At 59.3% G+C, this 25,178-nt stretch carries 19 protein-coding genes and 1 pseudogene; 13 read left to right on the top strand and 7 right to left on the bottom strand.

What is annotated here, in order from left to right:
* Together ACTHV6_RS09590 and ACTHV6_RS09585 are read left to right on the top strand one after the other, a co-directional pair.
* Positions 1–774 (top strand): DeoR/GlpR family DNA-binding transcription regulator (locus ACTHV6_RS09590; RefSeq protein WP_441387222.1); only part of this gene is annotated, 774 nt, incomplete at its 5' end.
* Between the two features lie 133 nt (positions 775–907).
* A complete protein-coding gene (locus ACTHV6_RS09585; RefSeq protein ID WP_441387221.1) occupies positions 908–1,411 on the top strand; it encodes an O-acetyl-ADP-ribose deacetylase in 504 nt (167 codons plus the stop codon).
* A 12-nt stretch (positions 1,412–1,423) separates the two neighbouring features.
* Here ACTHV6_RS09585 and ACTHV6_RS09580 read toward each other — a convergent pair whose 3' ends face one another.
* On the bottom strand, positions 1,424–2,464 hold the full coding sequence (locus ACTHV6_RS09580) for a 2-hydroxyacid dehydrogenase (protein ID WP_441387220.1): 1,041 nt from the start codon (positions 2,462–2,464) through the stop codon (positions 1,424–1,426).
* A gap of 9 nt (positions 2,465–2,473) precedes the next feature.
* Complete coding sequence (locus tag ACTHV6_RS09575) at positions 2,474–3,979, bottom strand: FGGY-family carbohydrate kinase (RefSeq protein ID WP_441387218.1); 1,506 nt, start codon at positions 3,977–3,979, stop codon at positions 2,474–2,476.
* Between the two features lie 299 nt (positions 3,980–4,278).
* On the opposite strand from ACTHV6_RS09575, the gene ptsP reads away from it, so the two are divergent.
* The 9 genes from ptsP to ACTHV6_RS09530 all read left to right on the top strand — a co-directional run bounded on the left by ptsP (position 4,279) and on the right by ACTHV6_RS09530 (position 21,097).
* Positions 4,279–5,994, top strand: coding sequence for a phosphoenolpyruvate--protein phosphotransferase (gene ptsP, locus ACTHV6_RS09570; protein ID WP_441387217.1), 1,716 nt, complete (start codon positions 4,279–4,281; stop codon positions 5,992–5,994).
* Positions 5,995–6,120: 126 nt separating this feature from the next.
* Positions 6,121–7,830, top strand: coding sequence for a dihydroxyacetone kinase family protein (locus tag ACTHV6_RS09565; RefSeq protein ID WP_441387216.1), 1,710 nt, complete (start codon positions 6,121–6,123; stop codon positions 7,828–7,830).
* Between the two features lie 80 nt (positions 7,831–7,910).
* Positions 7,911–8,366, top strand: coding sequence for a ribose-5-phosphate isomerase (locus ACTHV6_RS09560; RefSeq protein ID WP_441387215.1), 456 nt, complete (start codon positions 7,911–7,913; stop codon positions 8,364–8,366).
* 176 nt (positions 8,367–8,542) lie between these two features.
* Positions 8,543–10,276 carry a formate--tetrahydrofolate ligase gene (locus tag ACTHV6_RS09555; RefSeq protein WP_441387213.1) on the top strand — a complete coding sequence of 578 codons (1,734 nt, stop codon included), beginning with the start codon at positions 8,543–8,545 and terminating at the stop codon, positions 10,274–10,276.
* A gap of 309 nt (positions 10,277–10,585) precedes the next feature.
* The gene (gene ppdK / locus ACTHV6_RS09550) at positions 10,586–13,294 is read left to right on the top strand and encodes a pyruvate, phosphate dikinase (protein WP_441387212.1); all 2,709 of its coding nucleotides are present in this window, start codon (positions 10,586–10,588) and stop codon (positions 13,292–13,294) included.
* A gap of 308 nt (positions 13,295–13,602) precedes the next feature.
* Positions 13,603–13,854: a FeoA family protein gene (locus ACTHV6_RS09545; protein ID WP_441387210.1), complete on the top strand. Its 252-nt coding sequence runs from the start codon at positions 13,603–13,605 to the stop codon at positions 13,852–13,854.
* Positions 13,855–13,940: 86 nt separating this feature from the next.
* The gene (feoB, locus tag ACTHV6_RS09540; RefSeq protein WP_441387209.1) at positions 13,941–15,962 is read left to right on the top strand and encodes a ferrous iron transport protein B; all 2,022 of its coding nucleotides are present in this window, start codon (positions 13,941–13,943) and stop codon (positions 15,960–15,962) included.
* 372 nt (positions 15,963–16,334) lie between these two features.
* Positions 16,335–19,214 carry an FAD-binding and (Fe-S)-binding domain-containing protein gene (locus ACTHV6_RS09535; protein ID WP_441387208.1) on the top strand — a complete coding sequence of 960 codons (2,880 nt, stop codon included), beginning with the start codon at positions 16,335–16,337 and terminating at the stop codon, positions 19,212–19,214.
* 176 nt (positions 19,215–19,390) lie between these two features.
* Positions 19,391–21,097, top strand: a complete 1,707-nt coding sequence (locus tag ACTHV6_RS09530) for a hypothetical protein (protein WP_441387207.1) — start codon at positions 19,391–19,393, stop codon at positions 21,095–21,097.
* 18 nt (positions 21,098–21,115) lie between these two features.
* On the opposite strand, the gene ACTHV6_RS09525 is transcribed toward ACTHV6_RS09530, so the two are convergent.
* Genes ACTHV6_RS09525 through ACTHV6_RS09515 form a run of 3 tightly spaced genes read right to left on the bottom strand, consistent with a single transcriptional unit; the run spans position 21,116 to position 22,463 of the window.
* Positions 21,116–21,592: a helix-turn-helix domain-containing protein gene (locus ACTHV6_RS09525; RefSeq protein WP_441387206.1), complete on the bottom strand. Its 477-nt coding sequence runs from the start codon at positions 21,590–21,592 to the stop codon at positions 21,116–21,118.
* Positions 21,562–22,239 (bottom strand): hypothetical protein, encoded by a 678-nt coding sequence (locus ACTHV6_RS09520; protein WP_441387205.1) that lies wholly within the window; start codon positions 22,237–22,239, stop codon positions 21,562–21,564. Before ACTHV6_RS09520 ends, ACTHV6_RS09525 begins: the two co-directional genes overlap by 31 nt.
* A 59-nt stretch (positions 22,240–22,298) precedes the next feature.
* Positions 22,299–22,463 carry a hypothetical protein gene (locus ACTHV6_RS09515; RefSeq protein WP_441387204.1) on the bottom strand — a complete coding sequence of 55 codons (165 nt, stop codon included), beginning with the start codon at positions 22,461–22,463 and terminating at the stop codon, positions 22,299–22,301.
* A 444-nt stretch (positions 22,464–22,907) separates the two neighbouring features.
* Between ACTHV6_RS09515 and ACTHV6_RS09510 the strand changes: the two genes are divergently transcribed.
* Both ACTHV6_RS09510 and ACTHV6_RS09505 read left to right on the top strand, forming a co-directional pair.
* A complete protein-coding gene (locus ACTHV6_RS09510; RefSeq protein ID WP_441387202.1) occupies positions 22,908–23,387 on the top strand; it encodes a hypothetical protein in 480 nt (159 codons plus the stop codon).
* 39 nt (positions 23,388–23,426) lie between these two features.
* A complete protein-coding gene (locus ACTHV6_RS09505) occupies positions 23,427–23,738 on the top strand; it encodes a hypothetical protein (protein WP_441387200.1) in 312 nt (103 codons plus the stop codon).
* Here ACTHV6_RS09505 and ACTHV6_RS09500 read toward each other — a convergent pair whose 3' ends face one another.
* Together ACTHV6_RS09500 and ACTHV6_RS09495 are read right to left on the bottom strand one after the other, a co-directional pair.
* Positions 23,739–24,782, bottom strand: a complete 1,044-nt coding sequence (locus ACTHV6_RS09500) for an alpha/beta hydrolase (RefSeq protein WP_441387198.1) — start codon at positions 24,780–24,782, stop codon at positions 23,739–23,741.
* A gap of 70 nt (positions 24,783–24,852) precedes the next feature.
* A pseudogene (locus ACTHV6_RS09495) lies at positions 24,853–25,178 on the bottom strand (homoserine O-acetyltransferase MetX); the annotation flags it as partial.

Genomic DNA, 25,178 nt, shown 5'->3' with positions numbered 1-25,178 from the left:
AAGACGCAGAACAAAGAGGAACGCCAGCGCCTCATCACGGAATTTGTGCTGGAGCGCGGATCGGTAAAAATCGATGAGCTCCTGCAATTGGTCAGCGTATCGCCCATGACTTTGTACCGCGATTTGCATGACCTTGAGGCGGGGCGGACCATCGATCGCTTCCGCGGCGAGGTAACGGCCGTAGCCACCACATTGTCCGAAACCTCGATGCGCTACCGAATGGAACATGATCTGAGCGAAAAGGCGGCGCTCGCACAGGCGCTTCACCCACGGATTTCCCGTGGAATGTCAGTACTTCTGGACGATTCCTCCACCGCCTATTCGATGATCTCCTCGCTCGTGGATGTGCCCGGCTTGACAGTGATTACCAACAGTTGGCGGATCATGCAGCTGGCGATCGAGAACCCAAAGTGGGAGCTTATTACGATCGGGGGCCAGTACGATCGCCACCTGGAGGCGAACTTCGGTCCAGCCGCGATCGATATGCTCGGCCGGATTCGTGCGGACGTTGGGATCGTTTCTGCCGCCGCCGTTATTGACGGGGTTGTGTATCACCCCTACGAGAACGTGGCCGAGTACAAGGACGCTATGCGTGGCGCCGCGCGCACGTCATATTTAGCGGCGACGACGACGAAGTTCCAACGGTCAGCCCTCTACCGCGTCAGTGACACCGCCGATTATGACGCAGTGCTTGTTGAGCACGATCTGGCCGCTGAAACCGTCAGCGAATTGGAAGATCGTGGCGCGACAGTGCTACAGGCGCGGGGGCAGTGAGTGACCTAGTCGCGGAACAACGATAGTCTCTGGTGACCATCGAGTCTTGGAAGCGTCACACAGAATAGGTATGGCAACGATCAGTTCTGCCATATAGCTATGTCACGTTCGCCATTGCTCCTAGACTGTAACTATGGTTGCCGTCACAGCAGTACTAGGGGACATTACACAGCAGAACGTTGATGCCGTTGTTAACGCCGCAAACACCGCAATGCGTGGGGGCGGTGGCGTGGACGGCGCAATACACCGGGCCGGTGGCCCCGCCATTTTGGAGGAGTGCATCGCCCGTTTCCCCAACGGCTTGCCAACGGGGGATGCGGGTTGGACTACCGCTGGAGAGATGCCTGCTCAATGGGTCATCCACACCGTGGGCCCGAACTATAGGGCAGGACAGAAGGACCGGGCGTTGCTGCAATCGTGCTTTCGCCGGGTCTTGGCGGTGGCTGATGACCTTCAGGCGAAGTCAGTGGCATTCCCACTTATCAGCGCAGGCGTATATGGATGGCCGCTGGACGATGCGATCGATGCCGCGGTTTCAACCATCTCGGATACGCCAACCAGTGTGGCCGAGGCGCGGATCGTGGCGCGCGACCCAGCCATCCTCGCGCGAATCGAGAAACGACTGGGTGCGCGCTAATGCGACGATCCGCTATTCACACAGGGTTTGCAGCGGTTCTCCCGTGAGATAGCGTTCGAGCTGATCAACACCGATCTCTACGGATGTTTGCATCGTGTCCGCTGATGTTCCAGCTAGGTGCGATGTGAGGGTGATGTTCTCCAAGCCTAGATAAGGATGCCCCTCAGCCAGCGGCTCGCTGGCGTACACATCGATCGCCGCCCCACCAATCTGGTGGTTGGCCAGTGCAGATGCCAAAGCATCCTCATCTACTAGATCGGCGCGCGCCGTGTTAATGAGGTAGGCCGTCGGCTTCATGAGAGCGAGGGTATCCGCGTTCATCATGTGGTGTGTGGCATCACTGATTCGCATGTGTAGAGATACAAAATCGGACTGGCTCAGAAGGTCCTCAAGAGAATCAACGGGCTCAATTCCCATGGCAGCTACCTGTTCGGCACTCGCATAGGGATCGTAGGTGATGACACGCGATTCGAAGCCCACAAGGCGTTTGGCTACCCGAGAGCCGATATTGCCAACGCCAACCAGCCCCACGGTGCACTTGCGCATATCCCGAATGTGGCTTTGGTTTGAATACTTCTTGCACCACACGCCATCCATCAGCAGCTTGTGGGAGCGTGCGATGTTCTTGTTCTCCGCAATCATCATGCCCACGGTGAAATCAGCAACGGCGTTGGCGGAGCGCCACGGAGCATTGATCAGCGGAATGCCACGTTCGGCTAGGGCCGCGGTATCCGCGTTCTCGATGCCGCCGCGTAACACTGCTGCGAGCTTCAGGTTCTTTGCCTTCTCGATCACCTCGCGGTTGATCGAGGCAACGTGGACAACAATGATGTCCGCATCCGCGCAACTATCAACCAGAGCAGGACAACGCGGAGCAGCATCAATGCCGTCGCGTTCGATCAGCCCCATGCGGTCCGTCACGTCAGCGATCGTTGCCATATCGGTATCCTCGACGATGGTGACCTCCGCCCCCAATTTTTCGAGTACCAGCATGTCGCTCATCATGCTGGGAGTAATCGTGCCGTCCGCGACACACAGTATCTTGGTAGTCATACGTTCCCCTTAAGAATTGATGGTCCGCTCGGCTTCGGCAACGGTGGCCTTCCACCGGTCATACGGCGCTGTGAAGTCCTTACCGTGGCTCGGCTCGATTGTGACAGGCGCGGGGACCATGGCTTCGGCTGCTTCCTTCATGGTGGGGTAGAGACCCAGCCCATAGGAGGCAACAATAACGGCGCCAAGAATTCCTGATTCGGCAACATCTACCTTTTGGAGCTCCATGCCCAGAACATCGGAGAAGAGCTGGCTCCAGCGCGGTGACTTCGTGACACCGCCCGTGATGCGCCCACGTGGCTTGAGCGTGGTGTAATCCCGAAGCCGGTTAATATGCTCCTCGTGGGAGAACACAACTCCCTCGTAGATCGCATAGAGCATCTGGGCCAGCCCATCGGCGTTGGACAGGCCGGTGAACGAACCGGCAACGTGAGGATGAAGATTCGATCCGAATACGTAGGGTACGTAGGTGACGTTGGAATCCGCGGCCTCCGCAGAGAACGCGAGATCGTTGCACAGATCGTAGAGTTCGCCAGTGCTGATCTCGGCTAGAGCCGGAATCTTCTTGAGAACGTTCTGGATGAACCACTCGAGGTTGGACGCCGAGGTCACGGATGCCTCGGTGATGAGGTATCTGTCAGGCAGCGGTGCAATGGAGGTCATGAACAGGTTCTCATCGTAAATTGAATCTGGCGAGAAGTAGCTATTGATGGACCAAGTGCCTGTGACGATGGATAATTCGTCGTCGTCGACAACCCCGGAACCAACCGGTGCCGCCGAAATATCGGACAATCCCGCAATAACGGGAGTTCCCGCGGCCAAACCAGTGGCTGCTGCTACGGCCGGGAGTACCCGACCGGCAATCTCCGTTGACTTGACGAGCGGCGGAAGCTTTCCCTCCCAAGCACCCGCACCCATGATGGAGAATACGGATTCGAAGAGCTCGTGGTTATTCATATCGTATAAATCCGTGCACGATGCATCGGATTCTTCGAACCGCGCCTCGCCGGTCATCATGTAACGGATGTAATCCTTGACCATGAAGATGTAATGGGTTTGATCCACCCCCTCTGGTTCGTTCTCAGCCATCCACGCCAAGATGGGCAGCGGGCCTCCTGCGAACAATGACTGGAGGGTGGTGGGCTGGCACTTTTCTTTGAAGCTCCCGTCATTGATCCAGCGGTCAACGATCGGCTGTGAGCGCGAATCGCTCGATACGATGCCGTTGCGAACAGGATTGCCGAATTCGTCCGTCAGGTAGAGGCCGTTCCCGTGCCCCGTGAGAACGACCCCCGCGATGTCATGCGGATCAATGTTGGCAATTTCTACAGCTTCGCGGATTGCCGCCACATTCGCGTTCCAGAGCTCGCCCATGTCGCGTTCCGTCCAGCCCGGCTTCTTGACGATCAGAGGAACGGAGCGTGATGCGATGGAAACCGCCTGCCCGTCTGCGGCGTGAATCGCAGCCTTCGAAAGTGTTCCGCCGTTATCTATTCCGAGAATGTACTCAGTCATAGCATGCCTCCTTGCATGAAAAACCGCTCACCTGCACACAATGGGAGGTGAGCTGGCCGGTGTCTAGTGCTCGTGATGGGTTCTGTTGTGATTTTCAGACTAGGGGCGGCTAATTGTTGTTGTCAAGATCATATTGGGTGGTCATCTATACAACTAGTCTCGAATGGCGGCATTTGCCCACTAATGTGGGCGTGTGGAGCGAATAGGCTGCGAATGGTGATATGAGTTACACTGGGTGCGGAATTGATTCGCCCCGCTTCGCAGCGTTGGGCGATAAGCGTTGGGCGAGGAAGCTACCGATGACTCAAGAAAACACAGAAGGCCATGCAGTAGACGTTGTGAAGGCGCCGGGAACAGACGTTCACGGAACCCCGGTGGTTTCGGGGATGGCGTACGCACCGGCGATGTGGGTTGTTCGCCCGGATGTGCCGCCCGCAACCGCTCCATCCATCGCCGAGGACAAGCGTGACGAGGAATTCGCCCGCTATCAGGCAGCGGCGAAGGTGGTTGCCGAACGCCTCACAGTGCGAGGTGACGCAACGATCGGTCACGCCTCCGATGTGCTGAAGATGTCAGCTTCGCTAGCCACGGATCGCGGCATCGCCAAAGAAGTCAAGGTGCGGATCAGCAAGCAGGGCCTTCCCGCCATCCAGTCTTTAGTGGGTGCGACGGACAAGTTTGTCACGATGTTCGAGAAAGCTGGCGGCCTGATGGCTGAGCGCGTCACGGACCTTCGCGATGTGCGCGATCGTGTGGTGGCGGAGATTCAGGGACAACCCGAACCCGGTATTCCTGTACCAACGGAGCCAGTGGTTCTGCTGGCCGATGATCTGGCACCCGCGGATACCGCCGGCCTTGATCCAGAACTGATCGTTGGAGTGGCCACAGAACTGGGCGGTCCCACATCCCACACGGCAATCATCGCCCGCCAGCTCGGCATCCCGTGCATCGTGGCCATGCGGGAGCTGCGCCAAGTCAAGCCCGGCGATCTGGTCCTTCTGGACGGCGGCAAGGGCAGAATCACCATTAACGCGGATCCTGCGGTGGCTGAAGACAAGGTGGCTAAGGATCACGAATGGCGCGAAAAGGTACGCGCGTGGCGGGGCCCAGCCCAAACAACGGACGGCCACCACGCGGAGCTCCTCGTGAATGTGCAGGATGGAACAACTGCCGCCAAGGCGGCCCAAGGGCAGGCTGAAGGCGTGGGGCTCTTCCGCACAGAGTTCTGCTTCCTGGACGCGAAGACTGAGCCATCGATTGAGGAGCAGACGTCCATCTATTCGCCGGTGTTCGAGGCGTTCTCGCATGGGAAAGTTGTTGTTCGTACGCTGGATGCCGGTTCGGATAAGCCCATCGCCTACGCGAACCTAGACGATGAAGAGAACCCGGCACTGGGTGTGCGCGGCCTGCGCATCACTGGACAGAATCCCGAACTGCTTCAGGACCAGCTGGATGCCATTGCCAAGGCATCACAAGGTCACGAGGGCAAGAGCTGGGTGATGGCGCCCATGGTGTCAACGCTGCGCGAGGCCGAATGGTTTACGCAGGAAGTGCGCAGGCGTGGCATGACTGGCGGAATCATGGTGGAGGTTCCTGCCGTGGCCGTCATGGCCGAAGAGTTCTTGAAAGTCGTGGACTTCGTATCGCTGGGGACCAACGATCTGACGCAGTACACGATGGCGGCCGATCGGCTTTCTCCCCACCTCGCCGAGTACACGGATCCGTGGCAGCCAGCAGTCCTCAAGCTGATCGCCCAGACGGCTGCTGCCGGGAAGAAACTTGGTAAGCCCGTGGGTGTGTGTGGAGAGGCTGCCGCTGATCCCATCTTGGCCTGTGTGCTGTTGGGGATGGGAGTCACCTCCCTCTCGATGGCTGCCTCCGCTGTTTCCACCGTGGGTGCACAGGTTTCGGCCGTGAGCTTTAGCCAATGCGAGGCTGCGGCGGCCGTTATCAACGATGCTCGCGATGCCAAGCATGCTCGTAATCTTGCGACTGAGGCGTTGGGTATCCGGTAGATACTCTGCAATTTTTCGTTGTCATTTCGCCGGTTTCTCGGTATACGGATTTGTCAAGAAGTGTACTCGCTCGTGCTTGACTATAGACTTGGGTCACATTCGAACACAGTGTTGTAGGAGATCGAAATGACCAAGATTGTGAATGACCCGGAAGAGTTTCCAAAGGAGGCCCTTGAGGGATTCGCTGAAGCATATAGCGAGTATGTCCAGCCCGTACACGGGGGAGTAGTTCGCACCGCAGCAAGCCCTGAATCCGAAGTGGCGCTTGTTGTGGGCGGAGGCTCCGGGCACTATCCGGCATTTGCTGGATGGGTTGGTCCGGGTATTGCCCACGGTTCCGTGTGTGGCAACATTTTCGCTTCCCCATCCGCCTCTCAGGCCCGATCGGTCATTCGCGCGGCCGATAACGGGGCCGGGACGATCATGATGTTCGGGAACTACGCGGGCGATGTACTGCATTTCGGGCAGGCCGCCGAACAGCTCAAGGCTGAGGGGATTGACGTTCGCATTGTCACCATTACAGATGACATTGCCTCGGACAAGCCTGAAAATCACCTCCAGCGCCGCGGCATCGCTGGGGACTTCCCGGTTGTCAAAATAACCGGTGCAGCAGCGGCCGACGGCCTGAATCTGGACGAGGTTGAGGCCGTGGCGCGCCACGTCAATGATCGCACCAGATCGCTGGGTGTTGCCTTCTCCGGGTGTACCTTGCCCGGTGCCCCCGAACCCCTCTTCGAAGTGGAGAAGGGAACGTTTGGACTAGGACTTGGCATCCACGGCGAACCCGGAATTGCCACCGAAAAGCTCGGTACCGCCGATGATCTGGCCGAATTGCTTGTTTCGCGTGTTCTGGAAGAGGAACCCGAACGCGGCAAGGACGGCTATGAGGGCCGGGTAGCGGTTCTGGTGAACGGACTTGGTGCCACGAAGTACGAAGAGCTCTTCCTGTTGTATGGCCGTATGTCCAAGCTTCTGAAGAAGGCTGGCCTGACGATCGTCAGCCCCGTAGTGGATGAGCAAGTGACCTCGCTGGACATGGCGGGAGTTTCGCTCACGCTCACGTTCCTTGACGAGGATCTGGAAGCCTACTGGCTTGCCGCAGCCGATACCCCGGCGTTCCGCTCCGGGTCCATCAGCCATTCTGGCGAAACCGAGCGGGAAGTGGTTGAGGAGACCCAAGAAGCCGCGAAGGCTGGAGATCCTGCATCTGCCGCACAGGGGGCGAAGATTGCCGCCATTCTGGAGGCGCTGGAGAAGACGGCACGGGCGGCAGAACACGATCTGGGCAAGATGGACTCGGTGGCCGGCGATGGTGATCATGGCCAAGGCATGGTGCTCGGATCAACCGCCGCAGCCGAATCTGCCAAGGCTAGCGTTGCCGCAGGCGCAGGAGCACAAACCCTCTTGGCGCGTGCGGGAGCCGCATGGTCCGAGGGGGCAGGCGGAACTGCCGGTGCACTCTGGGGTGGCGCTCTGGCCCGTTTCGGTAACGGGCTAACGGACGAAGCGGCCTCTGACAAAGCTGCCTTCATCGCAGCGGCCATCGGTGCGGCTCAGTCCATTCAGGACATGGGCGGCGCCGAACAGGGTGACAAGACGATGGTTGACGCAACCATTCCGTTCGCCGAAGCCCTGAACGCCGCCAGCGAACAAACCCTCGCTCAGGCATGGAGCACAGCGGCCGATGCGGCACAGGCGGCGGCTGATGATACCGCCAACTTCGCGGCAAAGAAGGGCCGGGCACGAACTCACGGAGGCAAATCGGTAGGCACGCCCGATCCGGGGGCTATCTCCTTCGCCATGCTGATGCGAACCATCGCTGACAACTTGGGGTGATGAACCGAACCAAGAGGTGAGATAATGGAAAAGTCTGAAACCACTCACAATGGGTGGTACTCGCAACGAAAGGTAATGATATGGGTTTCCGTGTTGTAGTTGCTGGCGATAGCGCGGGCGTTGATTACAAGGACGTCATCAAGGCTGATCTTGAAGCCGATCCCCGCATCGATGAAGTGATCGATGCAGGCATCACGAAGGGTGACGATGTGGATTACCCCCACGTTGCCGTCAAGGCTGCTCGGATGATCGCCGATGGCAAGGCTGACCGTGGCGTCTTCATTTGTGGTACCGGAATGGGTGTGGCGATCTCCGCCAACAAGGTCAAGGGCATCCGCGCCTCGACCGCACACGATTCCTTCTCAGTGGAGCGCCTCGTGCTGTCCAACGATGCTCAGGTGCTGTGCCTAGGCGAACGCGTGATTGGCCTTGAGCTGGCACGCCGCCTCGCCAAGGAATTCTTCAACTACACCTTCGATCCCGAATCTCATTCGGCTCCGAAGGTGGCCGCCATTTGCGGTTACGAAGAGGACTGAGCTAGCACTGCCTAGCTGAATGGGGGCCCCGGAAGGGGCTCCCATTTTCGTCGTCGTCGTAAAAGACTCGGATGAAGCACCTGAAAACGAACGAGAGTTAGTTGGTGTAGTGGGAGTTAGCAGGGTGATCGAACTTTCGCGGCATGTTCGAACCCTCGCGGGCCTAGACTAGAGACGTGTTGAAATCACCTCAGACCGATGATCTACCATGCATTGACTCTTTCCGCACCCACCCCATCCGTGACGTGGCCAGCGCCCTCGGGATTCCCGAGGAGCACGTGCTGCGCTACGGGAACGACAAAGCGAAGATTGACCTCAATTATCTTGAGTCACTTCCGGCCGCCAAGGCACAACTCGTGCTGGTCACAGCGATTTCTCCCACGCCCGCCGGCGAAGGGAAAACCACCCTGAGTATTGGGTTGGCCGATGGGCTGCGGCGAATCGGTGTTGGTGCCGTGATGGCGCTGCGTGAACCGTCCATGGGGCCGGTGTTTGGCATCAAGGGCGGCGCCACGGGCGGTGGAAAGGCCCAGATCGTGCCCTCAACGGACATCAATCTCCACTTCACCGGGGATTTCGCGGCGATTGCCGAGGCGAATAACCTCCTAGCCGCGGTGGTGGACAACGCTCTGCATTTCAACACGGCAGCGATCGATCCACGCACCATTCGAATCCGCCGCGCGATGGATATGAATGATCGTGCGCTGCGTGACGTGGTGATTGGGCTGGGCGGGCGGCTTGGGGGAGTGACGCGCGAATCTGGTTTTGATATCACGGCAGCCAGCCAGATCATGGCCACGTTCTGCATGGCAACCTCTCTTGCGGACCTGAACAAACGGCTCGGGCGCATCGTGGTGGGTTCGGACTATGACGGCAACGATGTCACCGTTGAGGATCTGGGTATCGCCGGGGCGCTCACCGCGGTTTTGCGCGACGCCTTGGCTCCGAACCTTGTGCAATCGCTCGAAGGCACCCCCGCCATTGTTCACGGCGGCCCGTTCGCCAACATCGCCCACGGCTGCAACTCCGTGATTGCCACTCAGGCGGCAATGGCGCTGGGGGAGGTGGCCATCACCGAAGCCGGTTTCGGAGCGGACCTAGGGGCTGAGAAGTTCTTCGATGTCATGGGACGCCAAAGCGGCATCACCCCCGATCTATCCATCGTTGTGGCAACCGTGCGTGCGCTCAAGTACCAGGGCGGGGCGGCGCTCGCGGATCTGGAAAACGAGGATGTTCAGGCCCTGCGTGCCGGCCTCCCCAACCTGATCAAGCATGTGACGAACCTGCAGGATGTGTTTGGGCAGAAGGTGCTGGTGGCCATCAACCGGTTTGAGGCCGATACTCCGGCGGAAATTGCCGTGATTGAGGAGGCGATAGGGGCATTGAGTGCTGGAAGCACCGCGAGCGCTGGAGCCACGGCAGGTGCCGGAGATGCGGAAGCCATCCGCGTGGTGGTATCTGATCACTTCACCCAAGGCGGCGCCGGTTCACTCGATCTTGCGAGAGCAACGATGAAGGCGCTGGAAACACCGAGTGCCACCACGCTGTGCTACCCGGACGATATGGCACTTGAGGAGAAGGCGCAGGCGGTGGTCCAACGCGTGTACGGGGCAGAACGCGCCACCTTCACACCGGCGGCCAAGAGGGAATTAACACGGCTCGAACGCCTAGGGTACGGAAAGCTGCCCGTGTGCATCGCGAAAACCCAGTACTCCTTCTCCACAGATCCTAAGGTCCTAGGCGCCCCGGAAGGATTCGAGGTTCCCATCCGGGAAGTGCGGCTATCGGCTGGCGCCGGATTCATCGTCCTCATTTCTGGTTCGGTGATGACCATGCCTGGCCTGCCAAAGAGACCTTCGGCCTGTGATATCGCCGTGGCACCGGACGGCACTGTGACGGGGATTCACTAGGGGCCTATCAGCCATTCTTCTCATGAATCCGAGATGCCCCGCCGAAATGATAGTTGCGAATTACTGACGAGCGTTTGCGTGGGCCGTTCAGCCGTCACGCAGTATAGGCCCGAAGGTCCCGTTTTTCTTGGAGTTACGCGGAAAAGTGTGAGCGGCCTGCGAGGAGTGGCTGGGGCAGTGGACGGAATGGGGCAATTCCACCTCGTGGGATGTTGGTCTGGCCGGTTCGTCCGGGACCATCGTCAGTGTTAGCCTTAGTGGTGGCCCCGCACCAGCGGATTACAAAGCAGCTCCAACGGAGGACTTTTAATGACGAAGTACGTCTACTCATTTACTGAGGGAAATAAGGACATGAAGGACCTTCTCGGCGGCAAAGGTGCAAACCTTGCCGAGATGACGAACCTTGGCCTCCCGGTTCCCCCAGGTTTCACCATTACAACGGACGCGTGCCGCAGTTACCTTGACCTAGGCCAGACCCCCGAGAGTCTGGATGTTGAAGTAACCGGGCAACTGCGCGCCGTCGAGCAGCAGATGGGTAAGACACTCGGCGCTGCCGATGATCCCCTTCTTGTTTCTGTCCGCTCGGGCGCGAAGTTCTCGATGCCCGGCATGATGGAAACTGTGCTGAACATTGGCCTGAACGATGAGTCCGTGAACGGGCTTGCCGCCAGGTCCGGCAATGAGCGCTTTGCGTGGGATTCCTACCGCCGCCTCATCCAGATGTTTGGCAAGACCGTTCTGGATATTGATGGCGATCTGTTCGCCCATGCCATCGAATCACTTCAGTCCGGCAAGGGCTACGCAGGCGATCTTGACATGACCACGGATGATCTCAAGGAGCTGGTCTCCCAGTTCAAGGAGATCGTGGCCAAGGAGACGGGCAACCCGTTCCCTCAGGATCCGCGTGACCAGATGGATCTGGCCATCGAAGCGGTGTTCCGTTCATGGAACACGGACCGCGCCGCAATCTACCGCCGCCGCGAGCGCATTCCCAACGATATCGGCACGGCCGTGAACATCTGCACCATGGTGTTTGGCAACATGGGCGATGAATCCGGCACTGGCGTGTGCTTCACCCGCGACCCATCCACTGGCCATTCCGGAGTGTACGGCGATTACTTGGTCAACGCTCAGGGCGAGGACGTTGTGGCAGGTATCCGCAACACGCTTTCGCTGGCGGACCTCGAGCAGCTGGATAAGAAGTCCTATGACGAACTCGTGGGCATCATGCGCACGCTCGAAACGCATTACCGCGATCTGTGCGATATCGAGTTCACGATCGAAGAGGGCAAGCTCTGGATGCTCCAGACCCGCGTGGGCAAGCGCACCGCTGGTGCAGCCTTCCGCGTAGCAGCTCAGCTGGTGGACGAGCGCCTCATCACCAAGGATGAGGCCGTCACCCGCGTGACCGGTGAACAGCTGACAGCCCTGCTGTTCCCGCAGTTCGATAAGGACGCGGAAAAGACCATCATCTCCAAGGGCATGGCCGCCTCCCCTGGCGCAGCCGTAGGCGAGATCGTGCTGAACAACGAACAGGCCATCGAGCGCACGAGGGCCGGTGCCTCCGTTGTGTTGGTACGCCGTGAAACTAACCCGGATGATCTTGCCGGCATGGTGGCCGCCTCTGGCGTTCTGACCGCGCGTGGCGGCAAGACCTCCCACGCAGCCGTTGTGGCTCGCGGCATGGGCCGCTGCTGCGTTGTAGGCGCCGAAGATCTGCTGGTTGATGAGCAAGCTGGCACCGTTGGCGTGAAGTCCACCGGTAAGCAGTTCAAGCGCGGCGATATCATCGCGATTGACGGCACCACCGGCGAAATCTTCGAAGGCACTGTTCCCGTGGTTGATTCCCCGGTGATGACCTACATTTCCAAGGGGCTAGAGGCCGGCTTGGCCGCCTCCCCGGATGACGCAACGAGGGAGCTGGTGGAGGCTGTGGATCGCATCCTCACCCGCGCAGATTCCAAGCGTCACCTCCTAGTTCGCGCCAATGCGGATAATCCTGAGGACGCTCAGCGCGCACGGGAGTTCGGCGCCCAGGGCGTTGGCCTGTGCCGCACGGAGCACATGTTCCTAGGCGATCGCCGCCAGCTCATTGAGAACGTTATTCTTGCGGAAACGGATGAGCAGCGTGAAGAAGCTTTCGCGGCTCTGACCCCACTTCAAAAGGGTGACTTCGAGGGTATCTTCTCCGCGATGGACGGCCTGCCCGTAACCGTTCGGCTGATCGATCCTCCGCTGCACGAGTTCCTTCCTGACCTGACTGAGCTGTCCATCAAGATGGCTCTGAAGGTGGAGCGCGGCGAAGAGGTGACGGCCCATGACAAGGAAATCATGGAGGCGGTTCGCGCCAACCACGAGCAGAACCCGATGCTCGGCCTGCGCGGGGTACGCCTTGGCCTGAAGATTCGCGGCCTGTTCACGCTCCAGATCCGCGCCATTGCGGAGGCATACGTGGCCTGCAAGCAGAAGGGCCTTGATCCTCGTCCAGAGATTATGGTTCCGCTCATCGGTTCGGTGCGTGAGCTCCAGATCGTTCGCGATGAAGCCCTCGATATTTTCAAGCAGGTATCGGAGGCCTCCGGCATTGAGGTTGATCTGCCCGTTGGCAACATGATCGAGCTTCCGCGCGCTGCCATGACGGCTGAAGATATTGCTCGTGAGTCCGATTTCTTCTCCTTCGGCACCAACGATCTGACCCAGACCACATGGGGCTTCTCGCGTGACGATGTGGAAGCATCCTTCTTCAACGAGTACTTCGATGCAGGCGTGTTTGGCGTTTCGCCGTTCGAGACGATCGACATTCATGGTGTGGGCGAATTGGTCAAGCTGGGCGTTGAAAAGGGCCGTTCCACGAACCCGGATCTGCACTGCGGCGTGTGTGGTGAGCACGGTGGCGATCCCACGTCCATCCACTTCTTCGATCACGTTGGACTGGACTACGTGTCCTGTTCCCCGTTCCGCGTTCCGATTGCGCGGCTCGAAGCTGGACGCGCAGCCATCAGTAATGATGTTGCGTAGTTTGTAGCGCAGATTGGCGGGGCGGCACGAAAGTGTCGCCCCGCTTTTTTAACGACGACGACGAACGCGCCGCGAACCGTCAACAACGTAGCGGGCGGCATGGCCACAAGTTAACTGACAGTAGGGACTTCGGACCCTCGGCTGTGATGTGGAACTCCGGAAATCACGCTTGTGAGGCGGCGAATTCTTTCGAGCACAGGTGCTGGGGTTGATCTAAAGAATGAGAAGGCTAACCTGACTAATGGACGTGGATCGAGCGTGCGTTACAAGGGGGCACGGGGCACGATCCGCTGAATGATTGGTGTGGAATGAGACTGTGTGATTGCCCGATTCGGGAGGAAATTCGGCTGACGTCAGTGGGCCTTCCTGAACGTAACATTCTCAGAATGCAGGAACTGGGGGTTCGGCCCGGAGCGCAGGCGGTGGTGACCCAGCATGCGGGCTTTGGTGGCGTGGTGTTGAACATTGCTGGCTCACGAGTGGCGGTGGATCACCGCTCGGCAACGTTGATCGATGCCGATCTTGTTAGTGCCCATGTGGAAGCTGGGGGCGCCCGGTGAGCTGTCCGAACTGCCCGCCAACAGGAGCACCTAAAGGTGCCGGTACCACTACCCTCGTTGAGGGAAAGCAGCCGACGATCGCTCTTGTGGGTAACCCCAATGTTGGCAAGTCCACCCTGTTCAACCGCGTGACCGGTGCACGCCAGAAGATCGTGAACGCGCCGGGAACCACGGTCACAGTCATGGCGGGGACGTGGCGCAGCCTCGGGCTACGGGTTCTGGACCTGCCAGGTACCTATTCCCTTATTCCCACCAGCCCCGATGAGGAGGCCGTGACCGATACCGTGGCGGGCGCGCCCGGTTCTCTGACCGATCCGGCGGCTGGGCTGGGTATTGATCTGGCTCTGGCCGTCCTTGATGGCGGTTCTCTCACGCGGTCCCTGTATCTTCTCGGCCAGATCGCACAAACAGGCCTGCCCGTTGCCGCTGTGATCACGATGAGCGACGTGGCGGAGCAAAACGGCGAACCGATTGACGTTTCGGCTCTGGCAGCCTCAACCGGCATTCCCGTGGTGGCCGTTGACCCGCGTGCCGCCTCTGGTCAGGCAACTCTTGATGCCATGGTGGGTGCTGCGCTCGCGAGCCAGCCGCACGTGCATGGCCTCGCACCGGACCCGAGCGCTCCGGGCTACACGATGGGGCAGACAGCTGGCAAGGGATGCTGCTGCGATCCTGATGCCCCAGACTGCAAGTGCGACCACACAGGCCAGCTCAGCGAAGTTGAGCGCGCCACCGCCCTGTTCGAATGGGTGGAAGCTGTGGAAGCGAAGGCCCGCACCCCGCGCGAGGACCCAGCCACGCTGTCACGATCGGATAAGATCGATCGCTTCCTCCTTCATCCCCTCGCGGGAACGCTCATCTTCTTCGGCCTCTTGTGGCTTCTGTTCCAGATGGCCGGATCGTGGGTTGGCCCTATCCAAGATTGGTTCGATGGCGTGTTCTCCTCAACCGAGGAGGGTGCGATTTCGCTGGCCAACGGCGTTGGGCAGGGCATCAGCGCCATCGGGATGGAGGGAACATGGGTGGAATCCATCCTGGTGAATGGGCTGTGCGCCGGCATGGGCGTGGTAGCCAGCTTCTTCCCACTCATGTTCGTTATCTACGCTGCACTCTCCGTATTGGAGGATTCGGGCTACATGGCCCGCGTGGCGTTTCTTGGCGATCGCCTCATGCGCCGTATCGGCCTAGACGGCCGAGTCATCTTGCCGCTTATCATGGGCTTCGGCTGTAATCTCCCATCGCTTGCCGCCGCACGCACGCTGCCCTCAAGCAAGCAACGCCTTGTCACGGTTCTCATCACCCCCTACACCTCCTGCGCTGCACGCCTGACCATCTACCTGATGATTGGCAAGGTCTTCTTTGGATCCCACGCGGGAACCGTTGTGTTCGCCATGTATCTCATCTCCCTGTTCTTGATCGTGGGCGGGGCATGGATCCTCAAGCACTTCATCACCAAAGATGAGGAGAGCACCCCGCTCATGCTGGTGCTTCCTGCCTATCAGGTGCCCCGCTTGGTTGTTCTGCTCCGCACCACGTGGCAGCGCGCGTGGACGTTTGTGACGGGGGCGGGCAAGATTATCGTGCTTATGACGCTCCTCGTCTGGTTGATGGGCGCCGTGCCGATGAATGATGCCGATCGTGGCTTCGCCGATCCGGAGCTGGCCATGGAGGACTCTCTCTACGGCAGCGCAGCGAAGATACTCGAGCCGGTGTTCGAACCCACCGGCTTCGGTGAGTGGCACATGACGGGCGCGCTCATGACGGGCTTCGTAGCCAAGGAAACCGTGGTGTCCTCGATCGTCACCTCCTACAACATGGATCCGGAGGTGGATGCCGGCAATGCGGAAGATAACGGAGAAGATCTGGGCAAACTCCCGCAGCTCCTGACGCAGTCACTTGGCGAATCCGCAGGCACCGGTTCTGAAGGCCTCGCGGCCTTCGCCTTCCTCGTATTTGTCCTCGCCTACACGCCATGTATGGCAACTGTGGCTGAACAGGCCAAGTTGATTGGCGGGAAGAAGACGGCGCTGGCAGTGATTTCCCAGCTCGCTATTGCGTGGGTGCTCGCTGTCTCCATATTCCAGATCGGGAGCCTGTTTATCTCATGACCAGTGTGGTTCCCAAGATCCTCGGCGAGCTTCAGCAGGGTAATACGGTGACCGCTGTGGCTGCCAAGTGCGATACCAGCGTGGTGTTTGTGAAAACCATGTTGGATCATTTCAACAGGCTCGGGCTGCTCGCGGACGCGACATCTCTGTGTTCATCCGGGCTAGGGGCTTGCCACACCACGGAGCCTCTCGGCCAACAGGCGAGGATTCAGTGTGCAGGATGTGCCCTTGCGGGATAGGCCCCGCCGTCGGCGTCAATAAAAGCCCACCAAGCCGTGCAACCGAATTACGTGCAATTCTCCTTGTCTATGCCGGAGGACCCACGCAAACATGGGTCCAAGCATGCACAATAATTCTGGGAGGATGATATTCATGACCAGCGATACTGTAGCCGGCCTGCTGAAGGCCGCCCTCAAGGGCGAAGTTGACGATTCGACGAGGCGTAGGGCGGAGTATTCAACCGACGGCTCAACGTATCGCGTTGTTCCTCAAGTTGTGGCCTATCCGAAGGACGCCCAAGACGTGGCCGCGGCGCTCGCGGTGGCCCGCGAAACCGGCGTGCCGCTGACCTCCCGCGGGGCCGGAACCTCGTGCGCGGGAAACGCCGTAGGGCAGGGGATTGTCCTTGACTTCTCGCGCCACATGGACAAGATCTTGGAGATCGATCCGGAAAATCGTACGGCGCGCGTGCAACCAGGCGTGATTGAGGCCAGCCTCCAGAAGGCGGCCGGAAAGTTCGGCCTGCGCTTCGGGCCCGATCCCTCCACCCAGAACCGCGCAACGTTCGGCGGCATGATCGGAAACAACGCCTGCGGCCCCCACGCGGTGGCCTACGGGCGTACGGCCGATAACGTGCACGAGCTGACGGCGTTCTTAGCGGACGGCACCAAGATTCAGGCCGGGCGCGGCGATGCGATGGTTGCCGGGTTGGCGGATCTCGTGAGCGAACACCTGTCCACCATTCGCGTGGAGATGGGCCGCTTTAAGCGCCAAGTTTCCGGCTATTCGCTTGAGCACCTGCTTCCCGAAAATGGCACCGATCTGGCGAAGTTCCTCGTGGGATCGGAGGGCACTCTGGCTGTGGTCACGGAGGCCACCGTGCGCCTAGTGCCAGTGGCTCAATCACCGGCGCTCGTGGTGCTGGGGTATGAGGATATGCCGGCTGCGGCGGACGATGTGCCCGCATTGCTGGCTTTCAACCCGCTCGCTGTGGAGGGCGTGGACGCCCATCTTGTGGATGTGGTGCGGCGGCATAAGGGTTCCGTGCCAGAGCTGCCGCCCGGTGGCGGCTGGCTGTTCATCGAAATCGGCGCCGAAGATGGCGAATCCGAAGCTGACGTGTTGGCGCGTGCGGAGGAGCTTGCCCACACCGCGAACACCACCTCGTATCGCGTGTGTCCAGCCGGTGCTGAGGCCAACGAGCTGTGGAGAATCCGCGCCGATGGGGCCGGGCTGGGCGGGCGCACACCCGAAGGCCATCCTGCGTGGGCTGGCTGGGAGGATTCGGCCGTGCCGCCCGAGAAGTTGGGCAATTACCTGCGCGATCTGCGTTCTCTACTGGAAAAGCACGATCTGGATGGCCTCATGTATGGCCACCTCGGCGATGGCTGCGTGCACATCCGCATCGATTTCCCCATCGATTCGGCCACCGGCGTGCCCGTGTTCCGCTCCTTCATGGAGCAGGCGGCGGATCTTGTGGCCTCCCACGGCGGCAGCCTCTCCGGCGAACACGGCGATGGCCGCGCGCGCTCCGAAATGCTTCCGCGCATGTACTCCCCTGAAATCATCGAAACCTTCGCTCGCGTCAAGGATCTGTTCGATCCGCAGGGGCTTTTGAACCCCGGCGTGCTCGTGAACCCCGATACCGTTGACGGTCTGTTGCGCCGCCCGGCCGCACGCGTGCTTGCGTACGCGGGTGGATTCCATTTTGACGACGACGACGGCAACTTCACCCAAGCCGTCCACCGCTGCACCGGAGTGGGCAATTGCCGAGCCGATCGGTTCGATGCGGGCTTCTTCATGTGCCCGTCCTATGCGGCCACTCAGGATGAAAAGGACGTGACGCGCGGGCGTGCTCGCGTTCTTCAAGAGCTTGCCAACGGGGAACTCTTCTCCGATTGGGAATCTCCCGAGGTTCTCGATTCGCTGGACTTGTGCCTCTCTTGTAAGGCATGCTCGCGCGATTGCCCCACCGGCATTGATGTGGCCCGTTACCGCAGTGAGGTGCTGTTTCGGGCGTATCAGGGAAAGATGCGGCCTCGTACTCACTACACGCTAGGGAATCTGCCAACGCTGGCGGGTATGGCCACGAAGGTGCCGCTGGTTGCCAGCGTTGCGAATGCCGTCATGTCCTTTGCGCCAGTGCGCAAGCTGGGCTTCAAGGTGTTTGGCATTGACCCACGGCGGGGCATGCCTGCCTTTGCCACTGAGCGGTTCTCCCGTTCCAAGGAAGCCCGCGGGCTCTCCTCCTTCAATCCCGGGCGGCTTGGAGATAAGCGATACGTCATGCTGTGGGCCGATTCGTTCTCCGAGACTCTGGATGGGCGCGGGGCGCGTGCGGAGGTTGAACTGTTGCAGAGCGCCGGCTACACGGTGTTGATCCCGCCGGAATCAACGTGTTGTGGCCTCACCTCGATTTCAACTGGCCAACTCACCGCCGCAAAGAAGAAGCTCACCCATCTGCTGGAGGTGCTGGCACCGTTCGCGGCCAGCGGCGTTCCGATCGTGGGGGTAGAGCCCTCGTGTACCGCTGTGCTTCGATCGGATCTGCTGGATTTGTTGCCTGAGGATTCGCGAAGTGAACTGGTCTCGGGTATGACGTATACGCTCTCTGAGCTCCTCACCGCACCCGCTCCCATCGGGCCGGCCGAGGAGTTCACGCCTCCCGATCTCAGCGGGATGGAGATTGTGGCTCAGCCGCACTGCCACCACTATTCCGTCATGGGATGGAAGGCTGATGAGGAGTTGCTGGCGCGTACCGGTGCCACGATCACCAAGGTGACAGGGTGCTGTGGGTTGGCTGGAAACTTCGGGATGGAGCAAGGTCACTACGATGTGTCAGTGGCCGTTGCCGAACAGAAGCTGCTACCAGCTTTGCGGCAGGCGGGGCCCGATGCCATCTTCTTGGCTGATGGGTTCTCCTGCCGTACACAAGCGGCGCAACTGGAGGGATCGAACGGTATCCATTTGGCCGAACTGCTTCGCGATGGGAAGAGTGCTTCTCCTCGTGCCGATACCGTGCATACGCGTTAAGATAGCCGTGAGAGATCAAGCTATGGCAAGCGTGCGGTGTGCGACACGCCGCGATGTACTCCAACATGGCCTGACTACGGTGAGAAGTAAATTCTTCGGCTTTCGAAGTATGGAAAACATCGGAACTCGACTAAACTGGGGGCGGTCTGGCGAGCCCAATTCAGGGGGTATATGGCATGTCGGTTTTCGCTCTTGAGAACGGTCGCCTAGTTCCTGCGCACGCAGTGAACGCGGGTGATGCCGGAGTGACCGCTGAGTCCTTAGCGGCTATCCGTGAACGCGTTGTGGAACTCATTGACGTCCCTCTCTTCCCTGTTGCGTGGCAAAGCGAGCCAGCGGGCGAGGGATCAAAGGAATCGCTTATCGCTCTGGACCCTGCGGGACAAACCGTCACCGTTGAGGTTCTTAATGTTCTGAACGCCGATGAGCTGCTGGGGGCACTTGCCCGTGCCGGAAGGCATTCGGAGATGGGCCGCTCCAGTCTCGCGTTGATCTACGGGCCTGGGGCGCGTAGCTTCCCCCGCGATTGGCACATGTTCTTGGACGCGTGCCCGCCCCATCCCTCCCCGGGCCCACGGCTGTACCTTGTGGTGCTGGGAATCGATGAGAACGTGAAATCTGCCGTTGATGCGCTGGCAGGTTCTGGGTTGGATGTCCGGAAGGCTTCCTTGCACGATGGCGGCAGTCAGGTGCTCGTGTCCTTCGAGGAAGTGCGCCCGCGGCCCGCCCGCTTGAGTGCGATTCTTTCATCGCCGCAGCATGCCAATGAACTTCTCCTCTCCGAATCTCCATCTGCTGTCTCTCCTGTGGCCGAATCGCCCGTAGTTGTCTCTCCCGCCGAGAGCGCGATTTCTCCCGCCGAGGCCACCTTTGAAGATTTTGATGCCTCTGCCGGTGCCGCCGATCCTGATACCGCCGAATACGTCACCGGTGCTGAACCCGTCGTCGAACCTGAGCCCACTATCGAAGCTGAAACCAGTGTTGAAGCTGAAGCCGCGGAGGTTTCGGAAGCGGCTCCCAACTCAGTTGTGCCGGTTCCGGAACCGGAGATCGTCGGGCAGCCAGCCCCTGTAGAGCGGGCCGATCCGGCCGTGGAAACGGAAGAAGATGCTGAACCGGTAGAGGCGGCTGAGCCTGTTGAAACGGAAACCTCTGCGCCTGTGGTGAGCTCGCCTGTTGTCAGCACCCCGGAGATGGCGCCAACCAGCACCTCGGACCAGATCAGCCAACTGCGCGCCCTGCTGGCCGGCGATGAAGAGGCCGCGGCGCCTATCCAGAACCCGACCGAGCGCAAGGCTCCACGCCGCGCCCATGGCCGCCGTGCAGTTTCCCGTGAACGATCGGCAGCCGAATCTGGCCCGGACCGGCCCGTGCGTCTCGATCGCCCGGAGCGTGGGACCGCACCATCGGCTTTTGCCAACGTTCCCGGATATGCCGGGCCGTCCGCGTTTGCTCAGTCTGCTGCCTCTCAGTCAGATCACGGCAACCGTGCCGAACAGGACCTCTGGGAGAACTCGGCGCCCAAGAGCTCGGGCAGGCGGGCCCCTCAAATCATTTCAGAATCTGCGGCTGCAACCTCCTCATCGGAAGCGGTGGAAGAGGCAGCCCAGCTGGATCACACCCAACCGGCACAAGGCCAGCAGCCGAGCCGTTTGCTTCAGATCGCCCAGCGTTATGGCGCTCCGTTTAACGTGGTGTGGAGCCAGCGCCGCCGCAACATCAGCTTGTCGGCCAGGGTCACAGCTCGTGGAACCATGGCACTGTCTGACGGACGCGTTTTCACCGATCCTTCCGAAGCAGCATCGGCTGCCTCAGGTATCGCGGGCGTTGACGGTTGGAGCGTGTGGAAGGTTCCTGGCGGCAAGCGCCTCGGGGATCTGTAGCAGAGGCGGATTCGCCAGCTACGTATTCAGAGCGGCCGCCCTCGCGCGCACTACGTAGGACGCTCTCGGATCGGTTTTTCCCGATATGTACGAAGACAGCCTGCTGGCTGACGTGCCCGTTGCCAGAGCAAAGTCCTTTTGCGTCATACCCGACTGGCGAACATATGAGGCTAGCTCAGACGCGACTTGCTGGCGTTCACCTTCTTGTGCGTCCGCGCGTGCGTTGTGAAGTATTCGTTTCATGAGGTGATAGGTGTCAAGGTCATCCGAGTAATCGATAACCTCCTCTAGCGTATGCGCTGCTTTCCCCCACGGATGGGCACGCACAAAGTCGGCAACAATCCGCCAGTCATAAACCATTCCGTACTCAAGAACGGCCCGGAATACCTCGTGTGGCCAATCATCTATCGGCGTGCTTGGGGTGGTCGTGACGTTTCTGAAGAACTGTGGGCTGATCTGGACTTCTACACCATCTTCGCGGACAGTTGCTGGCACTGGTTGACGACGTTGCTCCATTTCTGCCATCGCGCGTGCACCCCCTTATACTCCTCGAATGTTCTGATTGCTGCTCGGTCACGTGGGAGCGGGTCGCTTAGGCGTAAGACTAGCTCTGTCAGAACTGAACCGTACTCGTCAGAGTGTTCAACGTAGTATTCATCAATTGATCTCAGTGTGTCTGCTGCTGCCGTCAGGCCCAAGTGCGACGAAAGTGCGGCAACATCCAAATAATCGCGAACAGCATTCCTTTGTACAACAAGGTATGCCTTGACTCGCAAGGTTTCCAGTTCAGTCGGGACCCTCAGCTTTCGCCCCGATGCCAGAGTAACGCTTTCTACCTCTAAAGGGCGGCGGCGGCGGAGATTACGGAGTCCAGCGTAGTGCTCATCAAACTTCCCCATGATCGTGTTGGGTGCCCGGCTGGCCCTGTTGCTAACAGTAAACTCGGGGGTGCTTTCCAATGCATCAAGGACTTGGTCATATCGGCTACGAAGGTCCTTGACCACATGGTCATGATCGTACGAAACTCGGTGGTGGGCATGGAAGGCCGCGGCGGTACCTCCCACCAAGACCGCGTCAGGGACAATTTCTTGAAACCGTGCAGCAGATTCTAGAAGGGCAGCAAACTCTTCACCGTCATCCATGGCGTTATCATATCTGATAATTCAGCGATCCGAAATCGTCACTACTCGCACGTCGGCTGCTAATCACCAGTGATGTAGGCCCGGATGAAGTGGTTGATCTCCGCGAAGGCTTTATTTCGCACGGGTTCGCGGGAGAGAACCACATCGTGGATGGCGTTGTGGAGCTTGGCTAGGGTGACGTGATTGCCTAGATGCCCCGCCCGCGTGTGCAAGGGTACGGGCAAGTTCGCGTTGATAGAAGTAGTTACTCCATCCGCGGATCGCGAGAAGAGCAATGCCGGGGACGTGGGTCAGGGTTGAGATTCACGGAGCAGGGTAGGTTCCCGTGAAAGTATGATTTTATTGAACTGATGGTTGGAGTTGTGAGTCGCGTGTCTCATAGCGTAAATCATTAGTGGTACTAAAGTCCTGAGAGGTTCGATGAGGACGTGTGCTTTTGGAGGATAAGTGCATAGATGAGGAGGATGAGTGAATGTGGACCTAGTTAGTGGTCTCTTTTTATGTAAGGATCGTCACATCAGAAATTTCTGGTACATAAATTCGTGAGAACAAGAAGGTGTGACGATGCATTCTAAAAGACTTGTAGGGGGGCGCTATTTCTCGCTCTCGGGCTAGCGTTAGGCAGTGTTGCTTCCGCAAATGAGGCGGCTATTATTGATGATTCCGATGTGCTCATCAGTAGTGAATCCGCGAACGGCGACGGAATCATTTATGGTGGGAAAATCCAGAATGACGATCCATCCAGTTGGGACTATGTTCCTGAAGAAACTCAGGGTATAGGGACGCTAAGTGCCTGGGGTCAGGCATGGATCGGTGGATTCTCAGTTAAGGGTAACTACATTCCTCGGTTTGTACTGACCCACGATATCACCGGTTCGGGGACGAAAATTCAGCAGGAAAAGGCGTATGCAGTTTCTACGACTGGCAGAATCTGCGATTACCGGATTGATTGGCAGAACAGAAGTACCGTGAACAACGGCATTTTCAGTACCGTGAAAGGCAAGCATCAGGCGGGTTGCCACATAATTGGTACCACCTTTGGCGGGAATAATTCGAAGGCGCCATATACCGTCAAGAAGGGTAAACAGTGCGCAAGGTTGTTCTCGAGTGGTGTCTTTGTTGGAGAACAATGCCACAAGATTAGCTGACGAAAAGGGTCTTTCGAGACTGTCAGGGTTGGAGTTCTGATGAGTACCGGAAACTGGACGTTTCACGAGACTGGCTATGCAAAGCTTGCACGGGTAGCCGGTTGGGCCGTATGGATCGCTGGAGTTGCCACTCTCGGCTTTCTCTACGGCGCGACCTTTAACATGTATTGGGTCTGGGACGGTGTATCAAATGATCCTTCGGGTGAGATGTGGCCCGCCGTGTATCATGACGTTTTGCATGCTAGCGGGTACTTGATGGATGCTGGCTGGTGGCTGCTCGCAACCGGCGTATGCCTCGTGGTAAAGCGCCTGTTAATCCGCAAGGATCGCGAAGTGTCCACCTTGGTCTAGTTACTTGCTAACCGTGATGTAGGCCCGGATGAAGTGGTTGATCTCCGCGAAGGCTTTATTTCGCACGGGTTCGCGGGAGAGAACCACATCGTGGATGGCGTTGTGAAGCTTGGCTAGGGTGACGTGGTTGCCCAGATGCGCTACTCGCTTCCAGATCTGCTCAACATCCAGCACGGAATCTGTGGCTCGCTGTTCTTCGTGCCACTCTGCTGATGGCGTGGCGGACGCGGTGGAGGTGAGAACCAAGATGGGGCAGGTGATGTTGAGGCCTTCGGCCACGCGCGCCTGCCCCTTGAGGATCGCGGCCAACCACGCGGCCCTGACGGGTTGGCCCATGCCGTTGCGGAATCGTGGATCTGGTTCCCAACCCGTGGTCCAGAACGGATCGGTAGTGCCGTCCGGGGCACCGGGTATCGTTTCGCTACCCGGCGGTGGGGTAGCGGTGAGGGCGCGCTGATAGAAGTCGCCTTCCGGCAGAGGAAGCTCGGTTTTGGGCAGGCGCCGGGCGATGAGGTCAATGATGGGCCTGCCCATCTGCCGGAGGGACGTAGATGCTTGAAGCTCGAGCCACGGCGAGTTGAGGATGAGGCCGTCAATGGCATCGGGGTGGCTATCGGCCCACAGCGAGGCCACGAGGCCGCCGGTGGAGTGCCCGTACAAAAGGAGCGGTACCTCCTCGTGTTCCTCGGCGATCACATCAAGGCACGCGGAAATCTCCTCGCCGTAGGTGCTCAGATCGGTAATGAACCCGAAGGTTTGCCAGTCCCGTAGGCTGCGCCCGTACTTTCGGAGGTCCACTGCGTAGAAGGCGCCGCCCGCCTCAGCGATCGCTCTGGCTAGTTCGCGTTGATAAAAGTAATCGTTCCACCCGTGGATCGCGAGAAGAGCGAAGTCTGGTGAGGCCGGGATTTCGCGGGAATCAGCATCGAATTCGGGCACGTACTTGATGAGGGTCGCAACAACTGGCCCCTCATCGTCGCGCGCGAGGGGAAGGGTCATCTGCACGTAGCCAGGCCCGAGAAGATCATCTTCCCATTCGTTCATGTTTTTATGATGCCACGCGGAGCCGGCAGTGAGCACTCCATAACCTTTGGGCGTAACGCCTCACCCGAATCTAACGTGGGAGCGCGATTTGCCCAAGGAAGCCGTTGAGGATGGCCGTCACCTGATCGTTCTCAATGAGGAAACCATCGTGGCCGTGACGTGAAGACATGGTCACGATCGGCCCAGCGCCCGGGAGGATTTCGGCCAACGCGGCCATATCGCTTGGGTAGAAGAGGCGATCGGAATCCACCTGCACAACCAGCGCGGGCATGTGAAGATTTTCCAGCACAGCCGCCGTTCCGCCGCGCCCCCGCCCAATGTCATGGGTGATGAAGGCTTGGTTGATGACAAGGTAGCTGTTGGCGTCAAAACGCATGGCCAGCTTATAGGCGTGAT

It is taken from the genome of Ancrocorticia sp., from assembly GCF_052089425.1.
Lineage (GTDB): Bacteria > Actinomycetota > Actinomycetes > Actinomycetales > Actinomycetaceae > Ancrocorticia.
Note: the sequence above shows the minus strand (reverse complement) of the source record. Positions and strands in the feature narration are given on the sequence as shown.

Excerpts from the sequence above, each read along its gene's own strand:
- ACTHV6_RS09585 (WP_441387221.1), top strand. The coding sequence starts at position 908 with ATGGTTGCCGTCACAGCAGTACTAGGGGACATTACACAGCAGAACGTT.
- ACTHV6_RS09580 (WP_441387220.1), bottom strand. The coding sequence starts at position 2,464 with ATGACTACCAAGATACTGTGTGTCGCGGACGGCACGATTACTCCCAGC.
- ACTHV6_RS09575 (WP_441387218.1), bottom strand. The coding sequence starts at position 3,979 with ATGACTGAGTACATTCTCGGAATAGATAACGGCGGAACACTTTCGAAG.
- ptsP (WP_441387217.1), top strand. The coding sequence starts at position 4,279 with ATGACTCAAGAAAACACAGAAGGCCATGCAGTAGACGTTGTGAAGGCG.
- ACTHV6_RS09565 (WP_441387216.1), top strand. The coding sequence starts at position 6,121 with ATGACCAAGATTGTGAATGACCCGGAAGAGTTTCCAAAGGAGGCCCTT.
- ACTHV6_RS09560 (WP_441387215.1), top strand. The coding sequence starts at position 7,911 with ATGGGTTTCCGTGTTGTAGTTGCTGGCGATAGCGCGGGCGTTGATTAC.
- ppdK (WP_441387212.1), top strand. The coding sequence starts at position 10,586 with ATGACGAAGTACGTCTACTCATTTACTGAGGGAAATAAGGACATGAAG.
- ACTHV6_RS09545 (WP_441387210.1), top strand. The coding sequence starts at position 13,603 with ATGAGACTGTGTGATTGCCCGATTCGGGAGGAAATTCGGCTGACGTCA.
- ACTHV6_RS09535 (WP_441387208.1), top strand. The coding sequence starts at position 16,335 with ATGACCAGCGATACTGTAGCCGGCCTGCTGAAGGCCGCCCTCAAGGGC.
- ACTHV6_RS09530 (WP_441387207.1), top strand. The coding sequence starts at position 19,391 with ATGTCGGTTTTCGCTCTTGAGAACGGTCGCCTAGTTCCTGCGCACGCA.
- ACTHV6_RS09520 (WP_441387205.1), bottom strand. The coding sequence starts at position 22,239 with ATGGATGACGGTGAAGAGTTTGCTGCCCTTCTAGAATCTGCTGCACGG.
- ACTHV6_RS09505 (WP_441387200.1), top strand. The coding sequence starts at position 23,427 with ATGAGTACCGGAAACTGGACGTTTCACGAGACTGGCTATGCAAAGCTT.
- ACTHV6_RS09500 (WP_441387198.1), bottom strand. The coding sequence starts at position 24,782 with ATGAACGAATGGGAAGATGATCTTCTCGGGCCTGGCTACGTGCAGATG.